The organism is Arthrobacter sp. FW306-2-2C-D06B (assembly GCF_021789175.1).
In the GTDB taxonomy this organism is placed as follows: domain Bacteria; phylum Actinomycetota; class Actinomycetes; order Actinomycetales; family Micrococcaceae; genus Arthrobacter.
Genome location: NZ_CP084560.1, coordinates 1547736 through 1572872 on the forward strand (window position 1 = coordinate 1547736; position 25137 = coordinate 1572872).

Consider the following 25137-nt stretch of genomic DNA (forward strand, 5'->3'; position numbering starts at 1 on the left):
CCAGCCGGGTCTATTAGCTGCGCCGTCGTTGCTTCGGCAGCGACAACGGGGCGATGACCTCGTACAGCTCCATCCGGATCCAGCGCTGGCCCGTTTCGCGGAACTCGGCCCGCGTGGCGAATCGGTAAAGGAAGCTGCGCGCCCGCACCCAACGCGGCCGAGCGCCGTCGAACGGGTCCTGGCGCAACAAGCGCAAAGTGGGCCGGTCGGCGTCGAGCAGTTTGCCCAAGAACGCGTAGAACCACTCCTCGTGCACCGTGCGCAAGGGCAGGAACCACATCAACCAGTCGAGACGCAGGTGGTAAGGCGCCCACTGCCGGGGCAGCCGGCGGACATCGCCCGGCTTGCCCTTGAATCCGTATTCGCGCCAATCGGCCTCATCGACGGGAACGTCGGACTGGGTGCCCTCCACCACGATCTCCACCCGGTGCCGCGTCACCGTGCCGAACGCCCCGTAGGTGTTGACCAACTGCCATCGGTTGAAGCTGGCGTTCATGAGCTGTTCCCGCGAGAGCAGGTTGCGGACGGGCCAATAGCTGAGCACCAGGAGGAGCGCCGTCACTGCGAGTACGACGGCGAGCCACCACACCGGGGTCTGGGCCGTGGCCGGGTGCCGCTGTAGCGGTATGAAAGGCAGCACGGCATGGGCCACAGGGTCACTCACCGCGGCGAAGGCAAGCACGATCGCAGACCAATTGAGCCACGCGAAGTTCCCGCTGCCCACAAGCCAGAGTTGCGTGAAGACCACGATTCCGGCGGCCATGGTGGCCAATGGCTGCGGAGCGAACAGGAAGAACGGCACCACCAGCTGGGCGAAGTGGTTGCCGAGCACTTCCAGGCGGTGCAGTGGCTTAGGCAGGAGGTGCGCCTGGCGGCTCAACGGCCCGGGCATGGGCTGCGTCTCGTGGTGGTAGTACAGGGCGGTTAAATCACGCCACTCGCTTCCGCCATGGATCTTGATCATGCCCGCGCCGAATTCCAGCCTAAACAGGAGCCATACGAGCAGGATCAGGATGGTCCTGGGCGGGGGAGTCTGTTCCGAACCGAGGAAGGCCACAGTGAAGCCCATTTCCAGCAGCAGCATCTCCCAACCGAAGCCGTAGAAGGTCTGGCCGACGTTGACGATGGACATGTAGAGCAACCACAAAACCAGGAACGCGGCCAAGGGAAGCCACGGCGGACCCAGCTGCGGCAGCCCGCCCACGAGCGCCAGGGAAACGGCAAGCCCGGCGGCACAAACGGTACGGAGCAAACTGTCCGAATACTTCCAGCGGAACAGGCTGGGCCTGCGCAAAAGCCTGTGTCCGTCCACGAACCTCGCGACAGGCAGGAGCCCATGTTCACCAAGGAGCGCGGGAAACTGGTTGAGGCTGGACAGGAACGCGATGAAATAGAGCGCGGCCGTGCCACGCTGGAGCACCTGCCGGGCGAATTCATAGTCCGGCGCCTCGAACCACGAGACCCAGTCCACAAACCAACGCTACGCCTGGGGTGCGGGATACTTAAGCAATGCAGCCGCGCAAGATCATCCTCCTCGGGTCCACTGGTTCCATCGGCACACAAGCGATTGACGTCGTCGACGCCGCCCCCCATCTCTTCGAGGTCGTGGCCCTGAGCGCCGGCGGCGGGAACTTGGAACTCATCGCGCAACAGGCCGTGCACACCAAGGCCCAGGCAGTCGGCATCGCCTACGGCGATCCCCATGAACTCCAGAAACTCATCGGCGCTGCCGCCTCCGCTGCCGGGCTCCGGAACTACGATCCGGCGATCATCGCGGGAGCGGACGCCTCCACCAAGATTGCCGCGATCGAAGCGGACGTCGTGCTCAACGGCATCACGGGGTCCATCGGGCTGGCACCGACGCTGGCAGCCCTCAAATCCGGCGCCGTCCTGGCCTTAGCGAACAAGGAATCCCTGATCGTGGGCGGTGCACTCGTGAAGGCCGCGGCAGCCGTTGACCAGATCGTGCCTGTGGATTCCGAGCACTCGGCCATCGCCCAATGCCTCCGCGCGGGAACCGACAAAGAGGTCGAGAAACTCATCCTGACTGCTTCCGGCGGACCGTTCCGGGGCCGCAGCCGCGAGCAACTCCGGGACGTCACCCCGGCGGAGGCCCTAGCCCACCCCACGTGGGACATGGGCCCCATGGTCACCACCAACTCGGCCAGCTTGGTCAACAAAGGCCTGGAGGTCATCGAAGCGCACTTGCTGTTCGACGTCCCCCTGGACAGGATCGACGTCGTGGTGCACCCGCAATCCGTGGTGCACTCCATGGTGGAATTCGTGGACGGCTCCATCATTGCCCAAGCCTCTCCGCCGGACATGCGGCTCCCTATCGCCCTGGGACTCGGGTGGCCGGACCGCGTGCCCGGCGCCGCCAAGGCCTGCGACTGGAGCCAGGCGACCAGTTGGACGTTCGAACCCCTTGACTCGGTGGCCTTCCCGGCCGTGGAGCTGGCCAAGGACGCCGCGAAGCAGGGGAGCACTTTTCCGGCAGTCTTCAACGCGGCCAACGAGGAGGCGGTGGAAGCATTCCACGCCGGGAGGATCCGCTTCACCGACATCGTGGACACGGTGGAGTCCGTCCTCAGCGAACATTCAGGATCCTTGGAGCTGACGGTGGACTCTGTGTTGGATGCTGAGAGGTGGGCACGCACGCGCACCCACGATCGTTTAGCCAACAGCACCCTTTAGGAAGCAGTACTCAAGGCATGAATCCCGTCATTCTGTTCATTCTCGGAGTCGTCTTCGTCGCGATCGGCGTGGCCGTCTCCATTGCGCTGCACGAGGTGGGGCACTTGCTTCCCGCCAAGCTGTTCAAGGTGCGCGTCACGAAATACATGATCGGTTTCGGCCCTACCCTGTGGTCCACGCGGAAAGGCGAGACCGAGTACGGCGTCAAGGCCATCCCGCTGGGCGGCTACGTGGCCATGATCGGCATGTACCCGCCCAACAAGCAAGATGGCAGCGTCAGGCCGTCGAGCACCGGCATGTTCCAGACCCTTGCCACCGAGGCCCGGTCCGCGGCGCACGAGGAAGTGGGCCCCGGGGACGAGAACCGGGTCTTCTACAGGCTGCCGGTCTGGAAAAAGGTCATCATCATGCTGGGTGGCCCGGCGATGAACCTGCTCATCGGCCTGGTGCTGACCGCGGTGCTGCTGATGGGCTTCGGCGTGTCCACGGCAACCACCACCATTGCCGAAGTGTCAAAGTGCCAAGTGAAGGCCGGCGAGACCGTCGATCCGAATTCCCCGAACTGCCAATTGACGCCGGCAGCAGTGGCAAAGCTCCAGCCCAACGACGTCGTCACCAGCTTCGACGGGAAGCCCGTGACGAGCTGGGCTGAAATGAGCGGGTGGATCCGCGCATCCGCCGGCAAGGCCGTGCAGATCACCGTGGACCGTGGCGGCAAGAGCGTCACCACCCAAGTCACTCCCGTGCTGTCCGCGCGGCCCGTCATCGGCGACAACGGCCAGCAGGCCAAGGGCGCGGACGGCAAGCCGCTGTACGAGGAAGTCGGCTTCCTCGGCATCGGTGCGCAGACCGCCATGGTTCCTCAACCGGCGTCGACCGTTCTTCCGATGGCCGGCGAGAACATCAAGCAAATCGCGGGAGTCATCCTCAACCTCCCCGCCAGGGTGGTCGGCGTGGCGCAAGCGGCTTTCGGCTCCGAACCGCGCGATCCCAACGGCCCCATCAGCGTGGTGGGAGTCGGCCGGGTGGCCGGCGAAGTGGCTGCCATGGATCAGGTTCCGCTGCAATCCCGCATCAGCGCCCTCGTGGGCCTCCTCGCCGGGCTGAACTTCGCCCTCGCCGTGTTCAACCTGGTTCCGCTCTTGCCGCTCGACGGCGGACACGTGGCGGGCGCGCTCTACGAAGGAGCCAGGCGTCGAATCGCGAAGCTGTTCGGCAAACCGGATCCAGGCGCCTTCGACATCGCCAAGCTCCTGCCGCTTACCTACGTCGTGGCGAGTGTCCTCATGGCCATGAGCGCTTTGCTGATCTACGCGGACATCGTCAAGCCCGTCAACCTCTTCGGCTGATCTCGATTGGGCTTGGGGGATAGGCTATCCATATGACTGTTTTCGCTGTTGAGTATGTGTACGACGCCGAGTCCGCCGAGGTGCGCGACGCGAACCGCCCTGCCCACCGCGCCTGGCTCGCCAGCCTCGCCGAGCAGGGAACCCTGCTGGCGAGCGGCCCATACACCGATGGCGCGGGTGCGCTGCTGCTGCTTGAGGCCGCCGACGAGTCCGAGCTGAACGCCACGCTGAAGGAGGATCCGTTCGCCGCCGTCCGGGGGATCGCAGGCATCCGGACCTCGGAGTGGAACCCCATTATCGGAATGCTTGCCGCTCACGCTTCCTAGCAGCATGACCGGCCGGGGTCCTGTCCCCGGCCTTACGATCCACCCATTTCAACCCAAGGAGTCCACGTGACCTCGGTCAGCCTGGGAATGCCGTCAGCCCCGCCCCCCGTTCTCGCGCCCCGCCGCAAGACCCGCCAGATCAAGGTGGGTTCGGTCGGCGTCGGCTCCGATTCGCCCATCAGCGTGCAATCGATGACCACCACGCCCACCACGGACATCAACGCCACGCTGCAGCAGATCGCGGAGCTGACGGCATCCGGCTGTGACATCGTGCGTGTCGCTTGCCCTTCCGCGGACGACGCCGAGGCACTGCCGATCATCGCCCGCAAGTCCCAGATTCCCGTCATCGCGGACATCCACTTCCAGCCGAAGTACGTCTTCGCCGCGATCGAAGCCGGTTGCGCCGCTGTGCGCGTCAATCCGGGCAACATCCGCAAGTTCGACGACCAGGTGAAGGAAATCGCCAAGGCCGCCAAGGACCACGGAACGTCCATCCGGATCGGCATCAACGCCGGTTCCCTGGAGCCGGGCATCCTGAAGAAGTACGGCAAGGCCACCCCGGAAGCCCTCGTGGAGTCAGCCGTGTGGGAAGCTTCGTTGTTCGAGGAACACGGCTTCAACGATTTCAAGATCTCCGTCAAGCACAACGACCCCGTCATCATGGTGGCGGCCTACGAGATGCTTGCCGAAAAGGGCGACTGGCCCCTGCACCTTGGCGTGACCGAGGCCGGACCGGCCTTCCAGGGCACCATCAAGTCCGCGACGGCCTTCGGAGCGCTTCTGTCCCGGGGCATCGGCGACACCATCCGGGTGTCCCTTTCCGCGCCGCCTGTTGAGGAGATCAAGGTCGGCAACCAGATCCTGCAGTCGCTCAACCTGCGCCCCCGCAAGCTCGAAATCGTCTCCTGCCCTTCATGCGGACGCGCCCAGGTCGACGTCTACACGCTGGCTGAGCAGGTCACGGCCGGGCTTGAAGGAATGGAGATTCCGTTGCGCGTCGCCGTCATGGGTTGCGTCGTGAACGGTCCGGGCGAGGCACGTGAAGCCGATCTCGGTGTGGCCTCCGGAAACGGCAAGGGACAGATCTTCGTGAAGGGCGAAGTCATTAAGACTGTCCCCGAGAGCCAGATTGTTGAGACACTGATCGAAGAGGCCATGCGTATCGCCGAAGAGATGGGGGAGGCCGATGGCGAAGATGCTGTCAAGGGTAGCCCCGTGGTTAGCGTCTCGTAACGAGACAGCCGCCGATGGGCTTTCCGTCCGGGTACTCGGCGCGGCCGACACCCGGGCCCTTCGCGTGCTCGCGATGGAAGACCCGGTAGCGAACGTCTTCATTCTGGCGCACCTCGATTCGTCGGGGAGCGCCGCACCCACTTCCGGTGGCGCGAGCGTCTTTGGAGTGTTCGACGGCGACGCACTGGTAGGTGCCTGCTGGGCCGGCGCCAACCTGGTTCCGGTGCAACTGGACCCCGGACTGGCTTCCCGCGTTGCGGCGGTTGCACACCGGGCCGGACGTCGCTACGCCTCGATCTTCGGGCCCGCGGAGACCGTGCTCGCGCTCCATTCCCGTTTGGAGCAATTGGGGCATTTCGCCCACGAAGTACGGGCCGACCAGCCGCTGCTGGCGATCTCGGGGCCACCCGCCGTCGAACCCAATCCGCGGCTCGGCTTCGGAAACATCGCGGATTTCGACCGGATCCTGCCCGCCTGCGCAGCCATGTTCGAAGAGGAAGTGGGTTATTCGCCCTTTCTCGGGAGCGAGGACTTCTACAGCCGCAGGGTGGCTGGACTGATCCGGCAGGGCCATTCCTTGGTGCACATCGACGCCGGCGGGACCGTGAAGTTCAAAGCCGAACTCGGGGCGGTCACGGCGCAGGCCACCCAGGTGCAGGGCGTCTGGATGAACCCCGAGTTCCGCGGCCAGGGACTCAGCGCCGGGTACATGGCGGGAGTGGTTGTCCTGGCGCAGCAGTTCGCGCCGATCACGAGCCTCTACGTCAACGAATACAACACCAGGGCGCGCGCCACGTACGAGCGGGTCGGCTTCCAACGCCTCGGAACGTTCGCCACGGTTCTCTACTGACTGGCCCAACTGACTCGCATTTGTTGTCGTTTTGACGCCTCATAACGACAACAACTGCGAGCTAGTTGGGAGGGGCGAGCTCGCCGGTGAGGTAGTGCTGGACGTTCGGGGCCACGAGCCGGACCACTTCCTCCTGGGAGGCCGAAGCCAGCGGTTCCAGCCGGACCACGTAGCGCATCAGCATGAGCCCCACCATTTGCGTGGCGACGAGGTTGCCGCGCATTTTCGCTTCTGCGGGGGAACCGGGAAGCCCTGCCGTGATGCGGGAGAGGATGGTCCTCGCCACCATCTCGCGCAGCAAGGCGGTCTTGGCCTTGGAACCGATCGTTCCCCTGACGAACGCGACAAGCCCGTGTTGCGCCGGGCTTTCCCACAGACGCACCACGGCGCGGACTATCGCTTCCGAGCGTTGGGCCGGATCCAACGACTCGACGCCGGCAAGGACCTCGTCGGGATCCGCCGGGAGTTCGATGCTCTGGGCGAAAAGTTCGTCCTTGCCCTTGAAGAAATGGTGGACCATGGCCGGATCCACCTCGGCTTCCCGGGCCACTTGCCGCAGGCTCGTGCCGTCGAAACCGTGCTCGGCGAAGAGCCGGCGCGCTGTGGCCAGGATCAGTTCGCGGGAGTCGCTTCCGCCGCTGCGGCGTCCCCGTCGCACGGGAGGCAAGGCGCCGCTCATGAGGTCCGCCGTCGGAGGGTGAATGAGGCCAGGACCAAAACTCCCACAACGATCGCCGCCATGACCCCGGCATCCTGCCACATGGCCTGCGTCGCCTCGGCGTTGTCGGCGATCTGCTGGAGCGCATCGACCGAAAACGTCAGCGGCAGCACATTGGAAATACCCTCCAGGAGGCTGTTCATGTGGTCCCTGGCCACGAAGAGTCCGCACAACAGGATCTGCGGTATCACCACCACCGGCATGAACTGCACCGCTTGGAACTCGGTCCGCGCAAAGGCTGAGCACAAGAGGCCAAGCGCGACACCCAGCACCGCATTGATGACGGCGATCATCACGACGTAACCAGGACCGCCCTTGATGTCCAGATTGAAGATCCAGTAGGCCACGGCCGTGGCGACAAGCGATTGCAGGGCGGCCATGATGGAGAACGCCAACGCGTAGCCGAACAGGAGATCGGCTTTGTGGATGGGCGTCGTCAGGAGCCGCTCCAGCGTCCCGGACGTCCTTTCGCGCAACATCGTGATCGACGTGACCAGGAACATCACCACAAACGGGAAAATGGCCAGCATCATGAGTCCCACACGGTCAAAGGTCCGGGGGAATCCGGGTGGCAAGGTCTCGTTCTCGAAGAGATAGTAGACGCCCGTGAGCAGCAGGGCGGGAACCACCATGATGAGCGCGACGCTGCGGTGGTCGTGCCGCAGCTGCTCCAAGACCCTTCTGGTGGTGGCAAACATCATCCGTGGATTCATGACGCCACCTGGCTTTCATCTGCACCCCGGCGGTTCGAAGTGGCGCTCGTTTCCTGGATGATGTGCAGGAAGGCCTGTTCCAGATCGTTGCTGTGTCCCCGTTCGCTGAGTTCCGCCGGACTGAGCTGCGCCAGCAGCAGGCCGTCGCGGAGCAGGAGCAACGAGGAACAGTGCGAGGCCTCTTCCATGACGTGGCTGGACACCAGCAAGGTGGTGCCCGATTCGGCCATCGCGGCGAACCGTTCCCACAGCTCGGCACGCAGTACCGGATCCAAGCCAACCGTCGGTTCGTCGAGGACCAGCAGCTTCGGATGCGAAACGAGCGCGCAGGCCAGCGAAACCCGGCTGAATTCACCACCGGAAAGGTCTTCTGTCTTCCGCCGTGCCAGTGATTCGAGCCCGACGGCGGCAATCGCCTTCGCGGTGTCGGTCGCCGACACGCCGTGCATGGCTCCGAAATACCTGACGTTCGCCTCGACGCTCAGGTCCGTGTAGACGCTCGGCGCCTGGGTGACGTATCCGACGTCGTGCCTCAATGACGGCGCACCCGCTGGACGGCCCAATACTTCCACCCTGCCGGCTGTCAGTCGCTGGACTCCTACGATGCAGCGCATGAGGGTTGTCTTGCCGCTCCCGGACGGTCCAAGCAGGCCCGTGATGCGCCCAGGCTGCATGGCGAAGTCCAAACCGCGCAGGATCTTCTTGCGGCCGCGCGTGACGTGCAGGCCCTCCACTGTGACCGCCGGGGGCGCCGGGGGCATGCCCTGGGTGATACTTCCTGACGCGCTGTGGGACATCGCGGCCTCCGATTTATTCATCAGGCGATGAATAAAAGGTAAGTCCGATACAAAGGCTCGTCAACTGTGAGCCTCGGGGACGGATCTGGCCCTTCGTTCTGCAACGCGGGGTCACTTACGGCCCATGTCGGACCTCCGGATGGGCGCTAAGTGACCCCGCGTTGTTCGTTGCTAGCGCTATGGCCCGCACACCGACAAATATTGATAAGTCCAAGCCCTTGAAAAAAGTGTCCGCCATCACATAAATTCAGAACCAGCCGTGTCGCTGGGGCGCGGGCGGTTTCAGAGAGGAAACACAAACCAAATGGCTGTAAGCGTTGATCCTTCGAAGGCATTCGACAGGTCTGACTAAGCCTCCAGGACAGCGCCCGCGGCCGACCGGCCGCTGAGCCACGCCATGGCAGGATGACCAGCCGCCCAGCGGCCAGGGGCTTCCTCGCACCATGGCGTGGCTCATCTTCGTTTGGGGAGGCTTTGCTTTCCGGGGAACCGGGGAGGAATGCGGGGGACGGGCCCGGCAGGTTCCTCAGCCACAAGCCGGTAGATTGGTACACAGTAGTTTTTGCCAGCTCTTGCCATAGAAACGGATTCTGACCCGTGGTCCTTCGCCTCTCCCAGCTGTTCCTGCGCACCTTGCGTGAAGATCCCGTCGACGCCGAAGTCGCAAGCCACAGACTCCTGGTCCGCGCCGGCTACATCCGCCGTGCCGCACCGGGCATCTACACGTGGCTTCCTTTGGGATTGAGCGTCCTGCGCAAGGTGGAGCAGATCATCCGCGAGGAAATGGCCGCCATCGGCGCCCAGGAAGTCCATTTCCCGGCGCTGCTGCCCCGGGAACCCTACGAGGCCACCAACCGCTGGACCGAATACGGCGAGGGGCTGTTCCGCCTCCAGGACCGCAAGGGTGCCGATTACCTTCTCGCCCCCACGCACGAGGAAATGTTCACCCTCCTGGTCAAGGACCTGTACTCCTCGTACAAGGACCTGCCGCTGAGCCTGTACCAAATCCAGAACAAGTACCGCGACGAAGCACGCCCCCGGGCAGGCCTCCTCCGCGGCCGCGAATTCATCATGAAGGATTCCTACTCGTTCGACGTCGACGACGCCGGCCTGGACGCGAGCTACGCGGCCCACCGCGCCGCGTACCTGAAAATCTTCGAGCGCCTTGGCCTTGAGGTCATCCCCGTTGCCGCCACGGCAGGCGCCATGGGCGGATCCAAGAGCGAGGAATTCCTGCATCCTACCGAGATCGGCGAGGACACCTTCGTGCGCTCGGCGGGCGGCTACGCCGCCAACGTCGAAGCCGTGACCACCGTGGCCCCGGCCGAGATCGACTTCAGCAACGCGCCTCCCGCGCGGGTCCTGGACACCCCGGACACGCCCACGATCGACACCCTCGTGACGGCTGCCAACCAGCTCGCCCCGCGCAGCGATTCCGACGGCGGCGCCTGGACTGCCGCCGACACCCTCAAGAATGTGGTCCTCGCCGTCACGCTGCCCACCGGCGAGCGCCAGATCGTGGTCATCGGCGTTCCCGGTGACCGCGCGGTGGACCTCAAGCGCGTCGAAGCCAACATCGGTTCGTTCCTGCCCATTGCCGGGGAGATCGGGCTCGAAGCGGCCAACGAGGAAGACCTCAAGAAGATCCCGGAACTCGTCAAGGGCTACATCGGCCCCGGACTGGTCCTCGGCGAGGCCGTTCTCGGGCTCGAAGGCACGTCCAAGTTGCTCTTCCTTGTTGACCCCCGGGTTGTCTCGGGCACCAGCTGGGTCACCGGAGCGAACGAGGACGGCAAGCACGTCTTCGGCCTCGTAGCCGGACGCGATTTCGCCTGGGATGGCGTCATTGAATGCACCGAAGTCCGCGCCGGAGACGAAGCCCCGGACGGCTCCGGTCCCCTGGAGACTGCCCGCGGCATCGAAATGGGCCACATCTTCCAACTCGGCCGCAAGTACGCCGAGGCCCTCGACCTGAAGGTCCTTGACCAGAACGGCAAGCAGGTTGTGGTCACCATGGGCTCGTACGGTGTCGGCGTGACCCGTGCCGTGGCCGCCCTCGCCGAGGCCAACAACGACGACCGTGGCTTGATCTGGCCGCGCTCCGTGGCCCCCGCGGACGTCCACGTGGTCGCCGTCGGACGTGGCGAGGAAATCTTCGCGGCGGCCGAGAAGCTCTCCGCCGAACTCGAGGCCGCAGGCCTCGACGTGATTTACGACGACCGCCCCAAGGTTTCCCCGGGCGTGAAGTTCGGTGACGCCGAGCTCGTCGGCGTCCCCACCATCGTGGCGGTAGGCCGTGGCTTGGTGGACGGTGTTGTGGAGATCAAGGACCGTCGCACAGGTGAGGCCGAAAACGTGGCAGTCGAGAAGGCTGCCGACTACGTGGTCAACGCCGTACGCCAGAAGTGATCTCCGGCTTCGAGTCGGTCCAGCTCACCACGCTCATCATGATCGTGGTGGCTGGATTCGCAGCCGGCTGGATAGACGCTGTGGTTGGCGGCGGGGGACTGATCCAGCTCCCCGCCTTGCTCCTGGTTCCGGGGATCACCCCGGTCCAGGCGCTGGCCACCAACAAAATGGGCTCCATCTTCGGGACGACAACCAGCGCTGTCACTTACTACCGCCGGGTTGGTCCTGACCTCAAGACGGCCATACCGATGGCGGTGATTGCCCTCGCGGGCAGTTTCGGCGGAGCCGTCCTGGCCGCCAACCTTCCCGCCAGCGTGTTCAAACCCATCATCGTGGTGGCGCTGATCGCCGTCGCGCTCTTCACCGCCCTGCGGCCCGATGCAGGCGAGTTGACCGCCCTGCGTCACGACGGCCACACGCACTACGTGGTGGCCTGCGCCATTGGTGGGGTGATCGGGTTCTACGACGGCCTGATTGGTCCCGGAACAGGCTCGTTCCTGGTGATCGCCCTCGTCTCCGCCATGGGCTATGCCTTCCTGGAGGCCAGCGCCAAGGCGAAGATCGTCAACATGGCCACGAACGCCGGTGCCCTGTTCTTCTTCCTGCCGCACGGATCGCTGCTGTGGGGCGTCGGCGCGGTGCTCGGCCTGTCCAACATGGCCGGCGGCTACCTGGGCGCGCGGACCGCCGTGAAACAAGGCAGTGGCTTTGTACGGATTGTGTTCCTGATCGTGGTCGGCGCGTTGATCATCAAACTCGGCGTGGACGTCTGGAACGACTACTTCGCCAAGTAGCGTTTGGTTGCCGCCAGCGATGGCCGGAGCGATCCCCCGGGCGTAGCATGCACTCATGTGGGTCGATTCCGGCGACTATGAACGGGCACTCGAACGAGCTTGGGAACACACCCGGGAGTGGTTGAGGGCCTTGCCCGGGCGGCAGGTACGGCCAAGCAAGACCGCCGATGGCATCACGGCGGTCTTCGGCGGACCCTTGCCGGCCAGCGGACTGGACCCGGCTTCGGTCATAGATTTCCTCGCCGAACACGCCGAGCCCGGGCTGATGGCCATGCAATCGGGACGCTTCTTCGGTTGGGTCATCGGCGGTACGGTGCCGGCAGGCATGGCCGCGGACTGGATGGTTTCCGCGTGGGACCAGAACTCGGGTCTGCGCTTCGCGACGCCCGCAACTGCCGGGATCGAAGAGGCTGCCGGTCGATGGCTCCTTGAGCTTCTCGGCCTACCTGATGGCTCCGACGTCGGATTCGCGACCGGCGCCAGCATGGCCAACTTCACGGCCCTCGCGGCGGCCCGATGGCGCCAGCTGGCCAGCGTCGGCTGGGACGTCAACGCCGGGGGACTCCAAGGCGCCCCGAAACTGCGTGTCCTCGTCGGAGCCGAGCGGCACGAGAGCCTGGACATGGCACTGCGCTTCCTGGGCTTCGGCGCACCCGAAGTTGTCGCAGCGGACCATCAAGGCAGGATCGATCCAGCCGCGCTGCGGGCCGCGTTGGAATCCGGTTCCGGTCCGGCAATCGTGTGTCTCCAGGCCGGGAACCTGCATTCCGGAGCCTTCGATCCTTTCCTCGAGGCGATTCCGGCCGCGAAGGATCACGGAGCTTGGGTCCACGTTGACGGGGCTTTCGGCCTATGGGCGGCAGCCGTGCCGGGACTGCGGCATCTGGTCGAGGGCGTCGAGTTGGCCGATTCGTGGGGAACCGATGCCCACAAGACCCTCAACGTGCCGTACGACGCCGGAATCGTTGCGGTACGTGACGTCGTTGCCCTGCGGTCCGCCATCGGTATGCACGCCGAATACTTGATGCAGGATGACCACGGCCCATGCGACCCCATGGAGAAGGTGCCCGAGTTGTCCCGCCGTGCCAGGGGAGTACCCGTGTGGGCTGCCTTGCGCTCCTTGGGTGGCGACGGCGTGCGGGAGCTTGTCGCAGGACGCGCGGAGTGTGCCGCGGAGCTGGCCCGGCGGCTCGCCGAAGTACCCGGCGTCGAGGTCCTCAACGAAGTGGTGTTCACGCAGTTGTCCCTGGCCTTCGGTTCAGACGAGAGGACCCGCGCGGTAGCGGACTTCATCATGGCCGACGGAAGGGTCTGGATGTCCGGTTCGCGCTGGCAGGGCAGGGATATCCTGCGTGTTTCGGTGACCAACTGGTCAACGGATTCGGCAGACCTGGATATCGCGGTGCAGGCCGTCAAAGACGCGCTGGAAGCCACCGGCTGAGCCGGACGTCCGGACGACCCGGCGCCGAAGCTAATTCGATGCTGCCAGTCCCGGTTCGGGCAGATCGTGCGCGGCGGGCAGCCCGTCCAGGGGCCGTCCTGCGAGGGTGCTGGCCACCCACAACGAGCGTGCCAGATCGCCCTCGTGCCGCGGTTTTCCGGCGTACCACAGGGCGTTTTCGACCTCGCGGACCAGGCTCCATTCCCGGGCCGCTTCGCCGTCCAGGCCGGCCGCGCTGCTGAAATCCGCGCACCGCTCCAGGAGGGCAACTTCCGGAGCCGTCGTGGAGAGATCGCGGATGCGGTTCCACAAGATCGGGGCGACGGCGAATTCCGCCTCTCCGATCTTCGGTTGCGGATCGATCGCCACGTATGCGCGTTCTCCGATGGACGCAGCGCCATTGAGATGGGGCAGGATGTTCATGAAATGCAGGTCGCAATGCACCAGGACGTCCCTGCCCGCCCGGCGCCCAACGGCGCCCCGGGTCTGGCACACCTCCAACGCGGCTTCGAGGAGCCAGCGGGGGAAAGGTCGCCCAAGTTGCTCCCAGTCTGCAGGCAACTCATCGCTCCAGCGCTCGGCACGGGCCGCTATGTGCTCGAACTCTTTCCATTCGGGCCGCTCGTCCGGTTCGATGCTGAGTTCCTTCACGAGCGATCCCCAGACGTCGCGGGCTTCATCCATCGGGGCGCCCTGCAGCCAGCTGACGGCGTCGAGCCGCTCCAGGAGCATTGCGCAGGAGGCGGCATCGGCGTCGAGCAGCTTGACGGCCCCGGTACCGCCCCAGAGGGCCAGTGCATGTCGTTCAACGAGGGCCTCCTCGTGCGGGAACGCTATCTTGAGCACCGAACGGCTGCCGTTGTAGAGCACCGGAATGACGATCCCGCCGTGCCCGTTCCACGGTTCCGCGCCGGGTCCCAGGTCAACCGACAGCTGCCATCGTTCCAGGCTGGCGTCGATCAGCCCGGGCAGCCCTGAGAGCCACGCCCGCCCCTCCGCTGTGCGGGAGTAGCGTGCCTGGAGGTCGCCAGGGATGGAAACGAAGGTAGTCATCACCGTCAGCCTACCCAAGCCGGTCCGGGAGCGGTTCAGACCACTCCGGAGGAGCCCAGAAGGCTTCCGATGAAGAACGTTGCGGCAAGCGCAAGGGCTCCGCCGATGACGACGCGCACGGCGGCGCGGGTCTTCGAGCTGCCGCCGATCCATGCTCCTATTGCTCCGGTGATTGCCAGCGCGAGCAGCACGGAAATGAAGGTCAGCGGTACACGCAGCCCCGGGGGCGGGAGCAGAATCGCGAGCATGGGCAGCACCGCGCCGAGGGTGAAGGCAATGGCGGACGCGAAGGCCGCATGCCAGGGGCTGACGATGTCATCCTCGTCGATGTTCAATTCGGCGGAAAGGTGGGCGGCCAAGGCGTCGTGCTCCGTCAACTCCGCAGCGACTTTGCGCGCGGTTTCAGGCCGCAGGCCCTTGGCCTCGTAGATCGCAGTCAACTCGGCCAGCTCTTCTTCGGGTTCCTCGGCGAGCTCCCGCCGTTCCTTCTCGATGAGCGCCTTTTGGCTGTCGCTTTGGCTGCTGACGGATACGTACTCGCCGAGCGCCATGGACACCGCGCCACCCACGAGTCCGGCCGCTCCAGCGGTGAGGATGGCGCCGGTGTCCGTCGTGGCGCCGGCGACGCCCACCACGATGGCGGCAACGGAGACGATTCCGTCATTGGCGCCAAGGACGCCTGCCCGAAGCCAGTTGAGCCGGTGGGCGAGGTCGTTGGCGTGCGGTTCGTTCTCATGCAGGGCTGCTGTTTCGATGGAAGCCATGGTACAAGCCAAGCACCCGAAGACTGCAGCCGCTAGCAAAGAAAGGCTTTCCTATGGAGTCGGAGTGCCGGTCGGCAGCGACCGCAACGGGGGCAGCGCCGTGTTGTCGATCGACAGTCCGGCGAACGGGCCAACCGGAGTTCCCCAGGCCTGGCTGCGTTTGGCGGCGTCGACAAGACCGTCGATAGCCCATTGGCGTGTCTCGCCCTCTGACAATGCCACGAGGTCGGCATACGCGGTCAGCGAGCTGGCCTCCATGCTTCCCAGCGCGAGTCCGGGATTGGCGGCGAAAGTGCCAGGCAGGCGATAGCCGGCTTCCCGCGGAGGCGTGGCGATGCAGTGCAGCCGGCCCTGGGCCTCCGCTCCCCGGAGCAGCTCTTGATGGCGCGCCAACCAGGTGGCCGCCGTCGCCGACGCCTTCGCGTCCAGCTTGGTCAGGGCCACTTGGTAGGCATAGATCGCCTCCTGTTCGGAGCTGACCACGCCTGCAAGGGCCGCAGGAAGATCGGCCTTGGTGGGCGCCGTTCCGTGTGTCGGTGCCGTCGACGTGGCCGGCGAGGCAGTGCAGCTGGGTGGCGGGGTCGGGGCGGTACTCGCCCCGGCCAGGGTCGCCGGTACAGGCAAGCCCCAGGTCGCGGCCAGGCGCGATGACTCAAGCAGCTGGGCGGTCCCGACGGCGGCCAGCAGGCGTGCCATGCCGCCGTCGGCGTCCGCGGCGTCCGCGGCGTCCGCCAAGCGACGCGAAGCGCTCGAGGCGAGCGCGGAGACAAAGCCGGCCCGCGTCGGGCGCTCCTGGGTGGCACCGGGGCTTGGGGAAGCCGTGGAGGTATGCGATGCCGAAGAGCCGGAAGGTTGCAGCAGCGCTTGCGCCTGGCTTGTCAGCAACATCACAGTGTCCGTGCTTTCCAGGAGCGATGCGCTGCCCAGGAGCGTCTCGGTCGAAGAGAGCGCGTCCGAACGGGCAGTTTCGGAAAACGGCACCGCTTGGGGCTTTCCGGCGTCCCGCGGGACAAGCACGGCGCCGACTCCGAGGACGAGGACTGCGAGGAATGCCAGCAGGAGGGCCCTCATCCAGCCATGGCTCCGTGGTTTCTCAACAGTCTCGTGGTTCACAACAGACTATGGTGTCACGCTCGCGGAGAAGTTGCGTCTCCCACAGGGAGTCCCCGTGCACCACGCCGCCGTAAATGTCGTTAAGCTAGTAGTCACAACATCATCTATCGGGAGGCGGCTGGCCAGTGAGTCATTCGGAAGCCACGACTTCAACAGACCAGGCTGGAACGGATCCGACGAGTCCAGCACAACACGAGGTCCGCAACCCCGAGGAGAGCAGGCTGAAGGCGCTTCTGGAGCCTGCAGTCCTGGCGAGCCGGCTCTATCTTGAGGATGTCGCCATCCAGGTTGCCGGTTCGCACCGGGTAGTCCACGTGGTCATCGACCTGCCCCAGGAGGAAACCGGCGGCGTCAGCCTGGACGTCATCGCGGAAATCTCCAGGGCCCTTTCGGACATCCTCGACAACGATCCCCGCACCGACGGCCGCCCCTACGACCTCGAGGTCTCCTCGCCCGGCGTCGGCCGGCCCCTGACGGAGCCCCGCCACTGGCACCGGGCCCGCGGACGCATGGTCAAGGTCAACGTGATCCAGGGAGAGAACCTGACCGGGCGTATCCAGTCCGTCGACGACGACGGCGTCACCCTGGTTCCCGAGCAAGAGGTCAAGAAGGGCATGAAGCCCAAGCAAGGCGAACCCGTGAAAATTCCTTTCGACAGGATCCGCCAAGGAAAAGTCGAGATAGAGTTCAGCCACCTCAACGAGGCCGTGCTGGAAGACGAGTACAACGGACCTTCCGAGGAGGCCTAATGGATATTGACATGAGTGCGCTGAGACTCCTGGAGCGTGAGCGTGAAATCCCGCTGGACCTCCTGATTCCCACCATCGAGCAGGCGCTCCTGGTGGCTTACCACAAGACGCCGGGCGCTTTCGAAAAGGCCCGTGCAGAGCTGGACCGCAAGAGCGGACATGTGACCATTTGGGCCACGGAAATCGACGACGACGGCGAAGCCATCGGCGAGTTCGAGGACACACCTGCGGGATTCGGCCGCATTGCGGCGAGCACCGCACGGCAGATCATCCTGCAGCGGCTGCGCGACGTCGAGGACGACAACGTCCTCGGCGAATTCAAGGGCCGTGAAGGCGAGCTTGTCGCCGGCCTGATCCAGCAGGGCAACAACCCGCACATGATCCAGGTGAACCTCGGTTCCGTGGAAGCCCTGCTGCCGCCGCCCGAGCAGGTGCCGGGGGAGAAGTACACCCACGGCAACCGCCTGCGTGCGTTCGTGGTGGACGTCCACCGCGGCGCCAAGGGACCCTCCATCACGCTGTCGCGGTCCCACCCGGGCCTCGTCCGGAAGCTTTTCGAACTGGAGGTCCCGGAGATCGCGGACCGTTCCGTCGAGATCGTGGCACTGGCGCGCGAAGCCGGACACCGGACCAAGATGGCCGTCAAAGCCAACACTCCCGGCATCAACGCCAAGGGTGCTTGCATTGGTGAAATGGGCTCCCGCGTCCGCGCGGTCATGACTGAACTCAACGACGAAAAGATCGACATCGTCGACTTCAGCGAAGACCCGGCGACCTTCATCGCCAACTCCCTGTCGCCGTCGCGCGTGAATTCCGTCACTATCACGGACGAAGCCACGCGCTCCGCCCGGGTGGTTGTTCCGGACTACCAGCTGTCCCTCGCCATCGGCAAGGAAGGCCAGAACGCCCGGCTCGCAGCCAAGCTGACCGGCTGGCGGATCGACATCGTCTCTGACGCCGCTCCGGCCAAGGGCAACTAAACAGACCACATGGCGCCCAGCCCCGGATCCGCGCGCCTCGTGGATTCGGTGGCCGGGCCCTCGGGGGCTTAGAATAGATGGAACCGGGCCTATGCCCGGTATCCGTGCGCTTTGGCGTGCTCGCGACTTGCGGGGCATCAACCCCGGCAAGGCAAGGGCGCGCCGAGCAAAGCAGAACCGCAGAAGACAGGTAAAGACACTGAGGCAGGTTGATACACCCAGTGACTGAACTGCTTCACACCAGGCACCAGCCTGTGCGCACCTGCATCGGATGCCGGAAACAAGGCCAGCGGAGCGAGTTGATCCGGCTTGTCGCCGAAGGCGGCGGGTCACCCGTCGTCCTGGTGGATGAACGACGCCGGATGGCTGGCCGGGGTGCGTGGCTGCACCCCAGCACCACATGCCTGACGCTGGCAAGCAAACGGCGTGCTTTCGCAAGGGCCCTCGCGGGCGCAAGTGAAGTCACCGCCGTCGAAAGCTACCTGGCGGCAGTCATACTCCCTGCGGACACTGAAGTGAAAGCAGGAAAACCGTCCAAACCTGAAAGCGGGTCAGAAAACTGATGGAAACCCGATGAGTTCCCAGCGATGAGTGCGCAACGATGACAACTTTGTTGCGCTCTGCACAGGGCCTATCCGCCGCGTTCGCGGCAGGGGCCCGCAGTAAGAATTAGACGGTTCGTGCCTGGCTCGGTGCGGACCGAGACAGGAGAAATGTGGCCAAGGTCCGCGTACATGAGCTCGCCAAAGAGCTCGGTATTACTTCCAAAGATGCAGTGACGAAACTGCAGGAATTGGGCGAATTCGTTCGCTCCGCCTCTTCAACAATTGAGGCACCGGTCGTGAAGAAGCTTCGCGACGCCTACCCGGGTGCCGGCGCTGCAAAGGCCGCTGCCCCGGCAGCACCTCGCGTTGCAGCCCCCGTGGCACCTGCCGCACCTGCCGCACCCGCGGCATCCCGCCCGGCTCCGGGCCCCGCTGCGCCCAAGGCTCCGGTTCCGGCCCCCAAGGCTGAGACCCCAGCCCCGGCGGCGCCTGCGGCTCCCGCAGCTGCGGCAAGTCCTATTTCCGCCAAGCCGGGTGCCCGTCCGGCACCCAAGGCCGAAGCCCCTGCCCCGGCACGTCCGGGCAGCCAGGCACCGCGGCCCGGCGGTCCCCGTCCGGGCAACAACCCGTTCGCGACCTCGCAGGGCATGCCCCGCGGCCGTGGCGACGGCGAGCGTCCTCCCCGTCCGGGCAACAACCCCTTCGCAACATCGCAGGGCATGCCCCGTTCCGGCGGCCGCACTGACGGCGAACGTCCCGGCGGTCCGCGTCCCGCGGCCGGCGCAGGCGGTCCCCGCCCCGCAGCCGGTTCCGGTGGTCCGCGTCCGGGCGCTCCGCGCCCCGGTGCTCCCCGTCCGGGCGCTCCGCGTCCCGCAGGTGGCCCCGCAGGAAACCGTCCTACCCCGGGCATGATGCCCAACCGCACCGAGCGTCCGGCTCCCGGTGGCGCAGGCCGTCCGGGTGGCGCTGGCCGTCCCGGCGGTGGCGGCCCCGGCCGTCCGGGTGGCGCTCCTGGCGCAGGCACCGGTGGCGGAGCTCCCGCCGGCGGTGGCTTCGGCAAGGGTGGCCGCGGACGCGGCGGTACCCAAGGTGCCTTCGGCAAGGGTGGCGCAGGACGCGGCAAGCAGCGCAAGTCGAAGCGTGCAAAGCGTCAGGAACTGGAGCAGATGAGTGCTCCGTCGCTGGGCGGCGTCTCCGTACCCCGCGGCGACGGCAACACCGTGGTCCGGCTCCGTCGTGGCTCGTCCATCACGGACTTCGCCGACAAGATCGAGGCGAACCCCGCCGCGCTGGTGACCGTACTGTTCCACCTCGGTGAAATGGCAACGGCCACGCAGTCCCTGGACGAAGACACCTTCGGCCTGCTGGGTGTTGAACTCGGCTACAAGATCCAGGTTGTTTCGCCGGAAGACGAAGAGCGCGAGCTCCTCGACTCCTTCGACATCGACCTCGATGCCGAACTGGAAGCCGAAGGCGACGACGTCCTCGAACCTCGTCCCCCGGTTGTCACCGTCATGGGTCACGTTGACCACGGTAAGACCCGTCTGCTCGACGCCATCCGGAAGACCAACGTGGTTGCCGGCGAACACGGCGGCATCACGCAGCACATCGGTGCCTACCAGATCAGCCATATCCACGAGGGCACTCCGCGCGACATCACCTTCATTGACACCCCCGGTCACGAGGCGTTCACCGCCATGCGTGCACGTGGTGCCAAGGTCACCGACATCGCCATCCTGGTTGTCGCAGCCGACGACGGCGTCATGCCGCAGACGGTGGAAGCACTCAACCACGCACAAGCGGCCAACGTGCCGATCGTCGTCGCGGTCAACAAGATCGACAAGGAAGGTGCGAACCCGGACAAGGTCAAGGGCCAGCTCACCGAGTACGGTCTGGTTCCCGAAGAATACGGTGGCGACACCATGTTCGTTGAGGTTTCTGCCCGCCAGAACATCAACATCGACGAACTGATCGACGCCGTCCTGCTGACCGCAGACGCCGCTCTGGACCTGCGCGCCAACCCGGACAAGGACGCTCGAGGCATTGCCATCGAAGCGAACCTGGACAAGGGCCGCGGTTCCGTGGCCACCGTCCTGGTCCAGTCCGGTACCCTGGCCGTTGGCGACACGATCGTGGCCGGTACGGCCCACGGCCGCGTCCGTGCCATGTTCGACGAAGACGGCAACGCCCTCGACGTCGCGCTTCCGTCCCGTCCGGTCCAGGTCCTGGGTCTGTCCAACGTTCCGCGTGCAGGCGACACCTTCCTGGTGACCTCTGACGAGCGTACGGCCCGCCAGATCGCTGAAAAGCGTGAAGCAGCCGACCGCAACGCGGCACTGGCCAAGCGTCGCAAGCGCATCAGCCTGGAAGACTTCGACCAGGCAGTTGCCGCGGGCAAGATCGACACCCTCAACCTCATCCTCAAGGGTGACGTTTCCGGTGCCGTCGAAGCCCTCGAAGACGCACTGCTCAAGATCGATGTCGGCGACGAAGACGTTCAACTGCGCGTCATCCACCGCGGTGTGGGTGCCATCACGCAGAACGACGTCAACCTCGCCACGGTGGACAACGCCATCATCATCGGCTTCAACGTCAAGCCCGCCGAGCGCGTGGCCGACCTTGCCGATCGCGAAGGCGTGGACATGCGCTTCTACTCCGTCATCTACTCGGCAATCGATGACATCGAGCTGGCCCTCAAGGGCATGCTCAAGCCGGAGTACGAGGAAGTCCAGCTCGGTACCGCCGAGGTCCGCGAAGTCTTCCGCTCTTCCAAGTTCGGAAACATCGCTGGTTCCATCGTGCGCTCGGGCATCATCCGCCGTAACACGAAGGCACGCGTCAGCCGCGATGGCAAGGTCATCGGCGACAACCTCACCGTTGAGACGCTCAAGCGCTTCAAGGACGACGCCACCGAGGTCCGCACGGACTTCGAGTGTGGTATCGGTCTTGGCTCGTACAACGACATCAACGAAGGTGACATCATCGAGACCTTCGAGATGCGCGAAAAGCCGCGCGTCTAAGGTGTCCTCAGGCCGGTGCTGCTTTCGGGCGGCTCCGGCCCGTTCCGCCGATATGGGGGCCCCGCCCCTTCACTGGGTGGCAAAGGATCTGCGATCCTTTGCCACCCAGCTTCGGCAGGCCCGATGCCACTCCCGGGCCCCCATATCGGCTCCACGGGCCTCCGTGGGGACCTCACGGTCCGTCGGTGACTTGCCTTGGGCGCGTCGCACCATACCGAACTTAAGTACGCAAGTTGCTAACGCGCCGTCGTACGCGAAATTTAGGAGTTGAAATGGCTGATCCGGCACGCGCTGCCAAGTTGGCGCAGCGGATTAAGGTTGTTGTTGCTGAAGCACTGGGCCGGCGGATCAAGGATCCTCGGGTTGAGGGCATCACTATTACCGATGCCCGCGTCACCAACGATCTTCAGCACGCCACCGTGTACTACACCGTCTTCGGTGACGAAGCCGCTCATTCGGATGCTGTTCGGGCGTTGGAGAAGGCCAAGGGTGTTTTGCGCCAGGAAGTGGGCCGCAACATCACGGTGCGGCTGACTCCTACCTTGGAATTCGTTGCGGACCTTATTCCGGTCAACGCCTCGAACCTTGAGGAGCTGTTGCGCACCGCCAAGCAGCGCGACGCCGAGGTGGCCGCCCTGGCCGCCGGCGCCAAGCACGCGGGCGACGCAGACCCTTACAAGAGCGATGCCCCGCAAGATGCGGACATCGACGAAGACGATTTTGATGAAGAAGACATCGACCTCCGTGCCGATGAGGACATCGACGAAGACGGCGGCAAGTAGTCCGGCGCTTCCCCGGTGGGACCGGATCCGCAGCCCGTAGGGCTGCCGGATCCGGTCCTCCTTTTTTAACCGTGAAAAGCCGGGCCAAAATGATGGCCCGTGGCTAAGATCGGAGCATGTCGGCCCACGATGCAGCTCCGAGTCCCGAAGACTACCTCGAACACGCCCTGCGGCTCGCGGTTCAGAACGTGGCCGACGGCGGCGGCCCTTTCGGCGCCGTCGTGGTCACCCCGGACGGACGGCTCCATGACGGCGTCAACCGGGTCACCCGCGACAACGACCCCACGGCGCACGCCGAAGTGGTGGCTATCCGGCGGGCGGCGTCGGAACTGGGAAGCTTCGATCTCAGCGGCTCGGTGCTCTACTCAAGCTGCGAACCGTGCCCTTTGTGCCTCTCGGCGGCCCTGTGGAGCAGGGTCAGCCGCGTCTACTTTGCCGCGGATCGGCACGGGGCCGCGGCCGCGGGCTTCGACGATGCAGTGTTCTACGAATATTTCGACGGCAGCAGGCCTGAACTACTGCCCGTCCAACATACCGAGGTCGCGGCATCGGAGGCTCCCTTCGATGCCTGGCGCGGGCACAAGAACCGGACCAAATACTGAGGCTGAACGTCAAGCAAGGCGCCGGGCGCTAGAACGCGTTGCCTCACACGCGCTCCGGAAGCCGCCCGACGCCGTCGAGCAGCTGCTGGTGATCACCGCACAACGCGATCCTGATCCACCCCTCGCCGATGGAACCGAACGCGGTGCCAGGTGCCACGGCCACTCCGGAGTCCGCCAGGAAGGTGCGCACCCAGGTACGCACGTCCCCGCCGCTCACATGCGAGACGTCCGCCCAGAGATAGAAAGCTCCCTGCGCGCCCAGGAAGGGAATGCCCTTCTCCGCGAGCACTGCCGAGGCGGCGTCGCGGTTTGAACGGTAATGCTCGCGTGCGGTGTCCACATAGTCCTGCGGGCCGGTCAGCGCAGCGACCGCAGCGTATTGGGAAGGCGAAGCCACGCAGGAAACGATCGCTTCCATGACGTTGTTCATCTTCCGTTCCAGGCCCGGCGGGCAAATGAGCGCGCCGATCCGCAGGCCGGTCAGCCCGTACGTTTTGGACAAGGTCAGGGACGTGAAGACCCGGGCCTCCCCGGGAACGGTGCTGTCGAAACGGGCGGGACTCGTGTGCGGAACATCGAAGGTGAAGGCTTCGTAGCATTCGTCGGAAATGATCCACAGATCGTGTTTGACGGCCAATTCCACGAGCTGGCGCGTTGTTTCCTCGCAGATCACCGCGCCCAGGGGATTCGACGGCGAATTCAGGACCAACACCTTGGTGCGGGGAGTGATCAGTGCCTCGATGTCCTCGATGCGGGGTTGGAATTCGTGCTCGGGATAAAGCGGGTACCGCACCGGGACGGCGTGCAGCAAATGGCTCGTCATGGCAAAAGTGGGGTAGCCCGGATTGGGAATCAGGATCTCGTCGCCCGGGGAGAGGAGCAGGCTCATCGCGAAGTGCAGCCCCTGCTGGGCCCCGTCCACGACGTACACGCGCTCGGCCCCGAGGTCCACCTTGTTGTGGGCACGGAACCGATCGGCGAAGGCCTCACGCAGCGCCGGGATCCCGGCATTGGGGGTGTAGTTGGTCTCGTCCCTGTCCAGGCACGCGATCCCCGCGTCCAGGATGTGCCGGGGGAGCGCGAAGCCGGGCTCGCCGATGCTCAGGACAATTGCCCCGGGGGTGCTCCAGGCGGCCTCGGTAATTTCGCGGATCTGGTTCACGGGCACTTCGCGGACGTGTGCGGCAAGCTCAGGCATGGGAGCCATCTTAGCCGCGCTCCAGGACCGTTAGGGAAGCCGCAGGCCGCAGGATGCATGCCTCGGCGCGGATATACTGGGAGGCGTGCTTTCTGGACTGGTAATCGTTGACAAGCCGCAAGGATGGACCAGCCACGATGTGGTTGGACGGATGCGGCGACTGGCCGGTACCCGGAAAGTGGGCCATGCAGGGACCCTGGATCCCATGGCCACCGGGGTCCTTGTGCTTGGCATCAACAAGGCGACTCGACTGTTGACGTACATCGTCGGCACCTCCAAGACGTACTCCGCCACCATCCGGCTCGGCGAATCAACCATCACGGACGATGCCGAAGGCGACATCACCGAAAGCCGCAGCGCCGCCGGAGTCACCGAGGAAGCCATCCGCGCCGGCGTCGCGCAGCTCAGCGGCGAGATCCAGCAGGTTCCCAGCAGCGTCAGCGCCATCAAGGTCAACGGCGAACGGTCCTACGCGCGCGTCCGTTCGGGGCAAGAGGTCAAGCTCGCCGCCCGGCCAGTGACCATCCACCGTTTCGAGATCCACGCCATCCGGAAGGTCGACGACGGCAGGGTGGTAGACATCGATGTGACCGTCGAGTGCTCCTCGGGCACCTACATCCGTGCGCTGGCGCGCGACCTCGGCGAGGCCCTCGGCGTCGGCGGCCATCTCACGGTGCTGCGCCGCACCCAAGTGGGGCCGTACTCCCTGGAGCAGGCCCGCACCCTTGAACAGCTTGCCGAGGAACTCGAAGTCCTCGACATGTCCGCCGCCGCCCGCGCGCTCATGCCCAACCGGGAGTTGAGCGACGCCGAAACCACCGAGATCTCCTTTGGCCGCAGGATCGCCGCGGGACCCGCAGCCGGCACGGCCGACGCGGCCACCGCCGAGAACCCCGCGGCCGCGTTCTCACCGTCAGGGGAGCTCGTGGCGCTGTTGGCCGATGCGGGGAGTTTCGCCAAGCCCGTCCTCGTGTTCGCGCCTGACAACGAAAAGCAGGCACACTAGC

General features: G+C 65.4%; 23 protein-coding genes. 15 read left to right on the forward strand and 8 right to left on the reverse strand.

Annotation, left to right across the window (positions count from 1 at the left end; all coding sequences use genetic code 11):
- Nucleotides 1-13: 13 nt before the first annotated feature.
- The gene (locus tag LFT47_RS07290) at nucleotides 14-1471 is read right to left on the reverse strand and encodes a lipase maturation factor family protein (protein ID WP_236816613.1); all 1458 of its coding nucleotides are present in this window, start codon (nucleotides 1469-1471) and stop codon (nucleotides 14-16) included.
- Nucleotides 1472-1509: 38 nt separating this feature from the next.
- Here LFT47_RS07290 and dxr point away from each other — a divergent pair, with 38 nt between their 5' ends.
- From dxr to LFT47_RS07315, 5 genes are all read left to right on the forward strand, one after another.
- Nucleotides 1510-2694: a 1-deoxy-D-xylulose-5-phosphate reductoisomerase gene (dxr, locus tag LFT47_RS07295; RefSeq protein WP_236816614.1), complete on the forward strand. Its 1185-nt coding sequence runs from the start codon at nucleotides 1510-1512 to the stop codon at nucleotides 2692-2694.
- A 17-nt stretch (nucleotides 2695-2711) separates the two neighbouring features.
- Nucleotides 2712-4043 (forward strand): M50 family metallopeptidase, encoded by a 1332-nt coding sequence (locus LFT47_RS07300; protein ID WP_236816615.1) that lies wholly within the window; start codon nucleotides 2712-2714, stop codon nucleotides 4041-4043.
- A 32-nt stretch (nucleotides 4044-4075) separates the two neighbouring features.
- A complete protein-coding gene (locus LFT47_RS07305; RefSeq protein ID WP_236816616.1) occupies nucleotides 4076-4369 on the forward strand; it encodes a YciI family protein in 294 nt (97 codons plus the stop codon).
- Between the two features lie 66 nt (nucleotides 4370-4435).
- A complete protein-coding gene (gene ispG / locus LFT47_RS07310) occupies nucleotides 4436-5602 on the forward strand; it encodes a flavodoxin-dependent (E)-4-hydroxy-3-methylbut-2-enyl-diphosphate synthase (RefSeq protein ID WP_236816619.1) in 1167 nt (388 codons plus the stop codon).
- The gene (locus LFT47_RS07315) at nucleotides 5565-6452 is read left to right on the forward strand and encodes a GNAT family N-acetyltransferase (RefSeq protein WP_236818442.1); all 888 of its coding nucleotides are present in this window, start codon (nucleotides 5565-5567) and stop codon (nucleotides 6450-6452) included. Before ispG ends, LFT47_RS07315 begins: the two co-directional genes overlap by 38 nt.
- Before the next feature lie 61 nt (nucleotides 6453-6513).
- Here the strand turns inward: LFT47_RS07315 and LFT47_RS07320 are convergent, their stop codons facing one another.
- From LFT47_RS07320 to LFT47_RS07330, 3 genes are read right to left on the reverse strand one after another with little or no spacing between them, the layout of a single operon-like run.
- Nucleotides 6514-7131, reverse strand: a complete 618-nt coding sequence (locus tag LFT47_RS07320) for a TetR/AcrR family transcriptional regulator (RefSeq protein ID WP_236816621.1) — start codon at nucleotides 7129-7131, stop codon at nucleotides 6514-6516.
- Complete coding sequence (locus LFT47_RS07325) at nucleotides 7128-7871, reverse strand: ABC transporter permease (protein ID WP_236818444.1); 744 nt, start codon at nucleotides 7869-7871, stop codon at nucleotides 7128-7130. The genes LFT47_RS07320 and LFT47_RS07325 overlap by 4 nt, the downstream gene beginning before the upstream one ends.
- A gap of 8 nt (nucleotides 7872-7879) precedes the next feature.
- The gene (locus LFT47_RS07330; protein ID WP_236818446.1) at nucleotides 7880-8644 is read right to left on the reverse strand and encodes an ABC transporter ATP-binding protein; all 765 of its coding nucleotides are present in this window, start codon (nucleotides 8642-8644) and stop codon (nucleotides 7880-7882) included.
- Nucleotides 8645-9277: 633 nt separating this feature from the next.
- Between LFT47_RS07330 and LFT47_RS07335 the strand changes: the two genes are divergently transcribed.
- From LFT47_RS07335 to LFT47_RS07345, 3 genes are read left to right on the forward strand one after another with little or no spacing between them, the layout of a single operon-like run.
- Nucleotides 9278-11089, forward strand: a complete 1812-nt coding sequence (locus LFT47_RS07335; RefSeq protein WP_236816623.1) for a proline--tRNA ligase — start codon at nucleotides 9278-9280, stop codon at nucleotides 11087-11089.
- Nucleotides 11086-11883 carry a sulfite exporter TauE/SafE family protein gene (locus LFT47_RS07340; protein ID WP_236816627.1) on the forward strand — a complete coding sequence of 266 codons (798 nt, stop codon included), beginning with the start codon at nucleotides 11086-11088 and terminating at the stop codon, nucleotides 11881-11883. Before LFT47_RS07335 ends, LFT47_RS07340 begins: the two co-directional genes overlap by 4 nt.
- Nucleotides 11884-11938: 55 nt before the next feature.
- A complete protein-coding gene (locus LFT47_RS07345) occupies nucleotides 11939-13324 on the forward strand; it encodes a pyridoxal phosphate-dependent decarboxylase family protein (protein WP_236816629.1) in 1386 nt (461 codons plus the stop codon).
- A 30-nt stretch (nucleotides 13325-13354) separates the two neighbouring features.
- On the opposite strand, the gene LFT47_RS07350 is transcribed toward LFT47_RS07345, so the two are convergent.
- Genes LFT47_RS07350 through LFT47_RS07360 form a run of 3 tightly spaced genes read right to left on the reverse strand, consistent with a single transcriptional unit; the run spans nucleotide 13355 to nucleotide 16212 of the window.
- Entirely contained in the window at nucleotides 13355-14377 is a 1023-nt protein-coding gene (locus LFT47_RS07350; protein ID WP_236816631.1) for an aminoglycoside phosphotransferase family protein, read from the reverse strand.
- Between the two features lie 35 nt (nucleotides 14378-14412).
- Complete coding sequence (locus LFT47_RS07355; RefSeq protein ID WP_236816632.1) at nucleotides 14413-15141, reverse strand: VIT1/CCC1 transporter family protein; 729 nt, start codon at nucleotides 15139-15141, stop codon at nucleotides 14413-14415.
- Between the two features lie 51 nt (nucleotides 15142-15192).
- Nucleotides 15193-16212, reverse strand: coding sequence for a DUF4439 domain-containing protein (locus tag LFT47_RS07360; RefSeq protein ID WP_236816634.1), 1020 nt, complete (start codon nucleotides 16210-16212; stop codon nucleotides 15193-15195).
- Nucleotides 16213-16379: 167 nt separating this feature from the next.
- Here LFT47_RS07360 and rimP point away from each other — a divergent pair, with 167 nt between their 5' ends.
- The 6 genes from rimP to LFT47_RS07390 all read left to right on the forward strand — a co-directional run bounded on the left by rimP (nucleotide 16380) and on the right by LFT47_RS07390 (nucleotide 22932).
- Nucleotides 16380-17003: a ribosome maturation factor RimP gene (gene rimP / locus LFT47_RS07365; protein WP_078105701.1), complete on the forward strand. Its 624-nt coding sequence runs from the start codon at nucleotides 16380-16382 to the stop codon at nucleotides 17001-17003.
- Complete coding sequence (gene nusA / locus LFT47_RS07370) at nucleotides 17003-17983, forward strand: transcription termination factor NusA (protein ID WP_236816636.1); 981 nt, start codon at nucleotides 17003-17005, stop codon at nucleotides 17981-17983. Before rimP ends, nusA begins: the two co-directional genes overlap by 1 nt.
- A gap of 221 nt (nucleotides 17984-18204) precedes the next feature.
- Complete coding sequence (locus LFT47_RS07375; protein ID WP_236816637.1) at nucleotides 18205-18546, forward strand: YlxR family protein; 342 nt, start codon at nucleotides 18205-18207, stop codon at nucleotides 18544-18546.
- 152 nt (nucleotides 18547-18698) lie between these two features.
- Complete coding sequence (gene infB / locus LFT47_RS07380; protein ID WP_236816643.1) at nucleotides 18699-21548, forward strand: translation initiation factor IF-2; 2850 nt, start codon at nucleotides 18699-18701, stop codon at nucleotides 21546-21548.
- Nucleotides 21549-21820: 272 nt separating this feature from the next.
- Nucleotides 21821-22330, forward strand: coding sequence for a 30S ribosome-binding factor RbfA (rbfA, locus tag LFT47_RS07385; RefSeq protein WP_236816645.1), 510 nt, complete (start codon nucleotides 21821-21823; stop codon nucleotides 22328-22330).
- A 116-nt stretch (nucleotides 22331-22446) separates the two neighbouring features.
- Nucleotides 22447-22932 carry a nucleoside deaminase gene (locus LFT47_RS07390; RefSeq protein WP_236816648.1) on the forward strand — a complete coding sequence of 162 codons (486 nt, stop codon included), beginning with the start codon at nucleotides 22447-22449 and terminating at the stop codon, nucleotides 22930-22932.
- Nucleotides 22933-22975: 43 nt separating this feature from the next.
- Here the strand turns inward: LFT47_RS07390 and LFT47_RS07395 are convergent, their stop codons facing one another.
- A complete protein-coding gene (locus LFT47_RS07395) occupies nucleotides 22976-24130 on the reverse strand; it encodes a pyridoxal phosphate-dependent aminotransferase (RefSeq protein WP_236816650.1) in 1155 nt (384 codons plus the stop codon).
- Nucleotides 24131-24215: 85 nt separating this feature from the next.
- Here LFT47_RS07395 and truB point away from each other — a divergent pair, with 85 nt between their 5' ends.
- Nucleotides 24216-25136: a tRNA pseudouridine(55) synthase TruB gene (gene truB, locus LFT47_RS07400; RefSeq protein ID WP_236816652.1), complete on the forward strand. Its 921-nt coding sequence runs from the start codon at nucleotides 24216-24218 to the stop codon at nucleotides 25134-25136.
- Nucleotide 25137 lies beyond the last annotated feature (1 nt).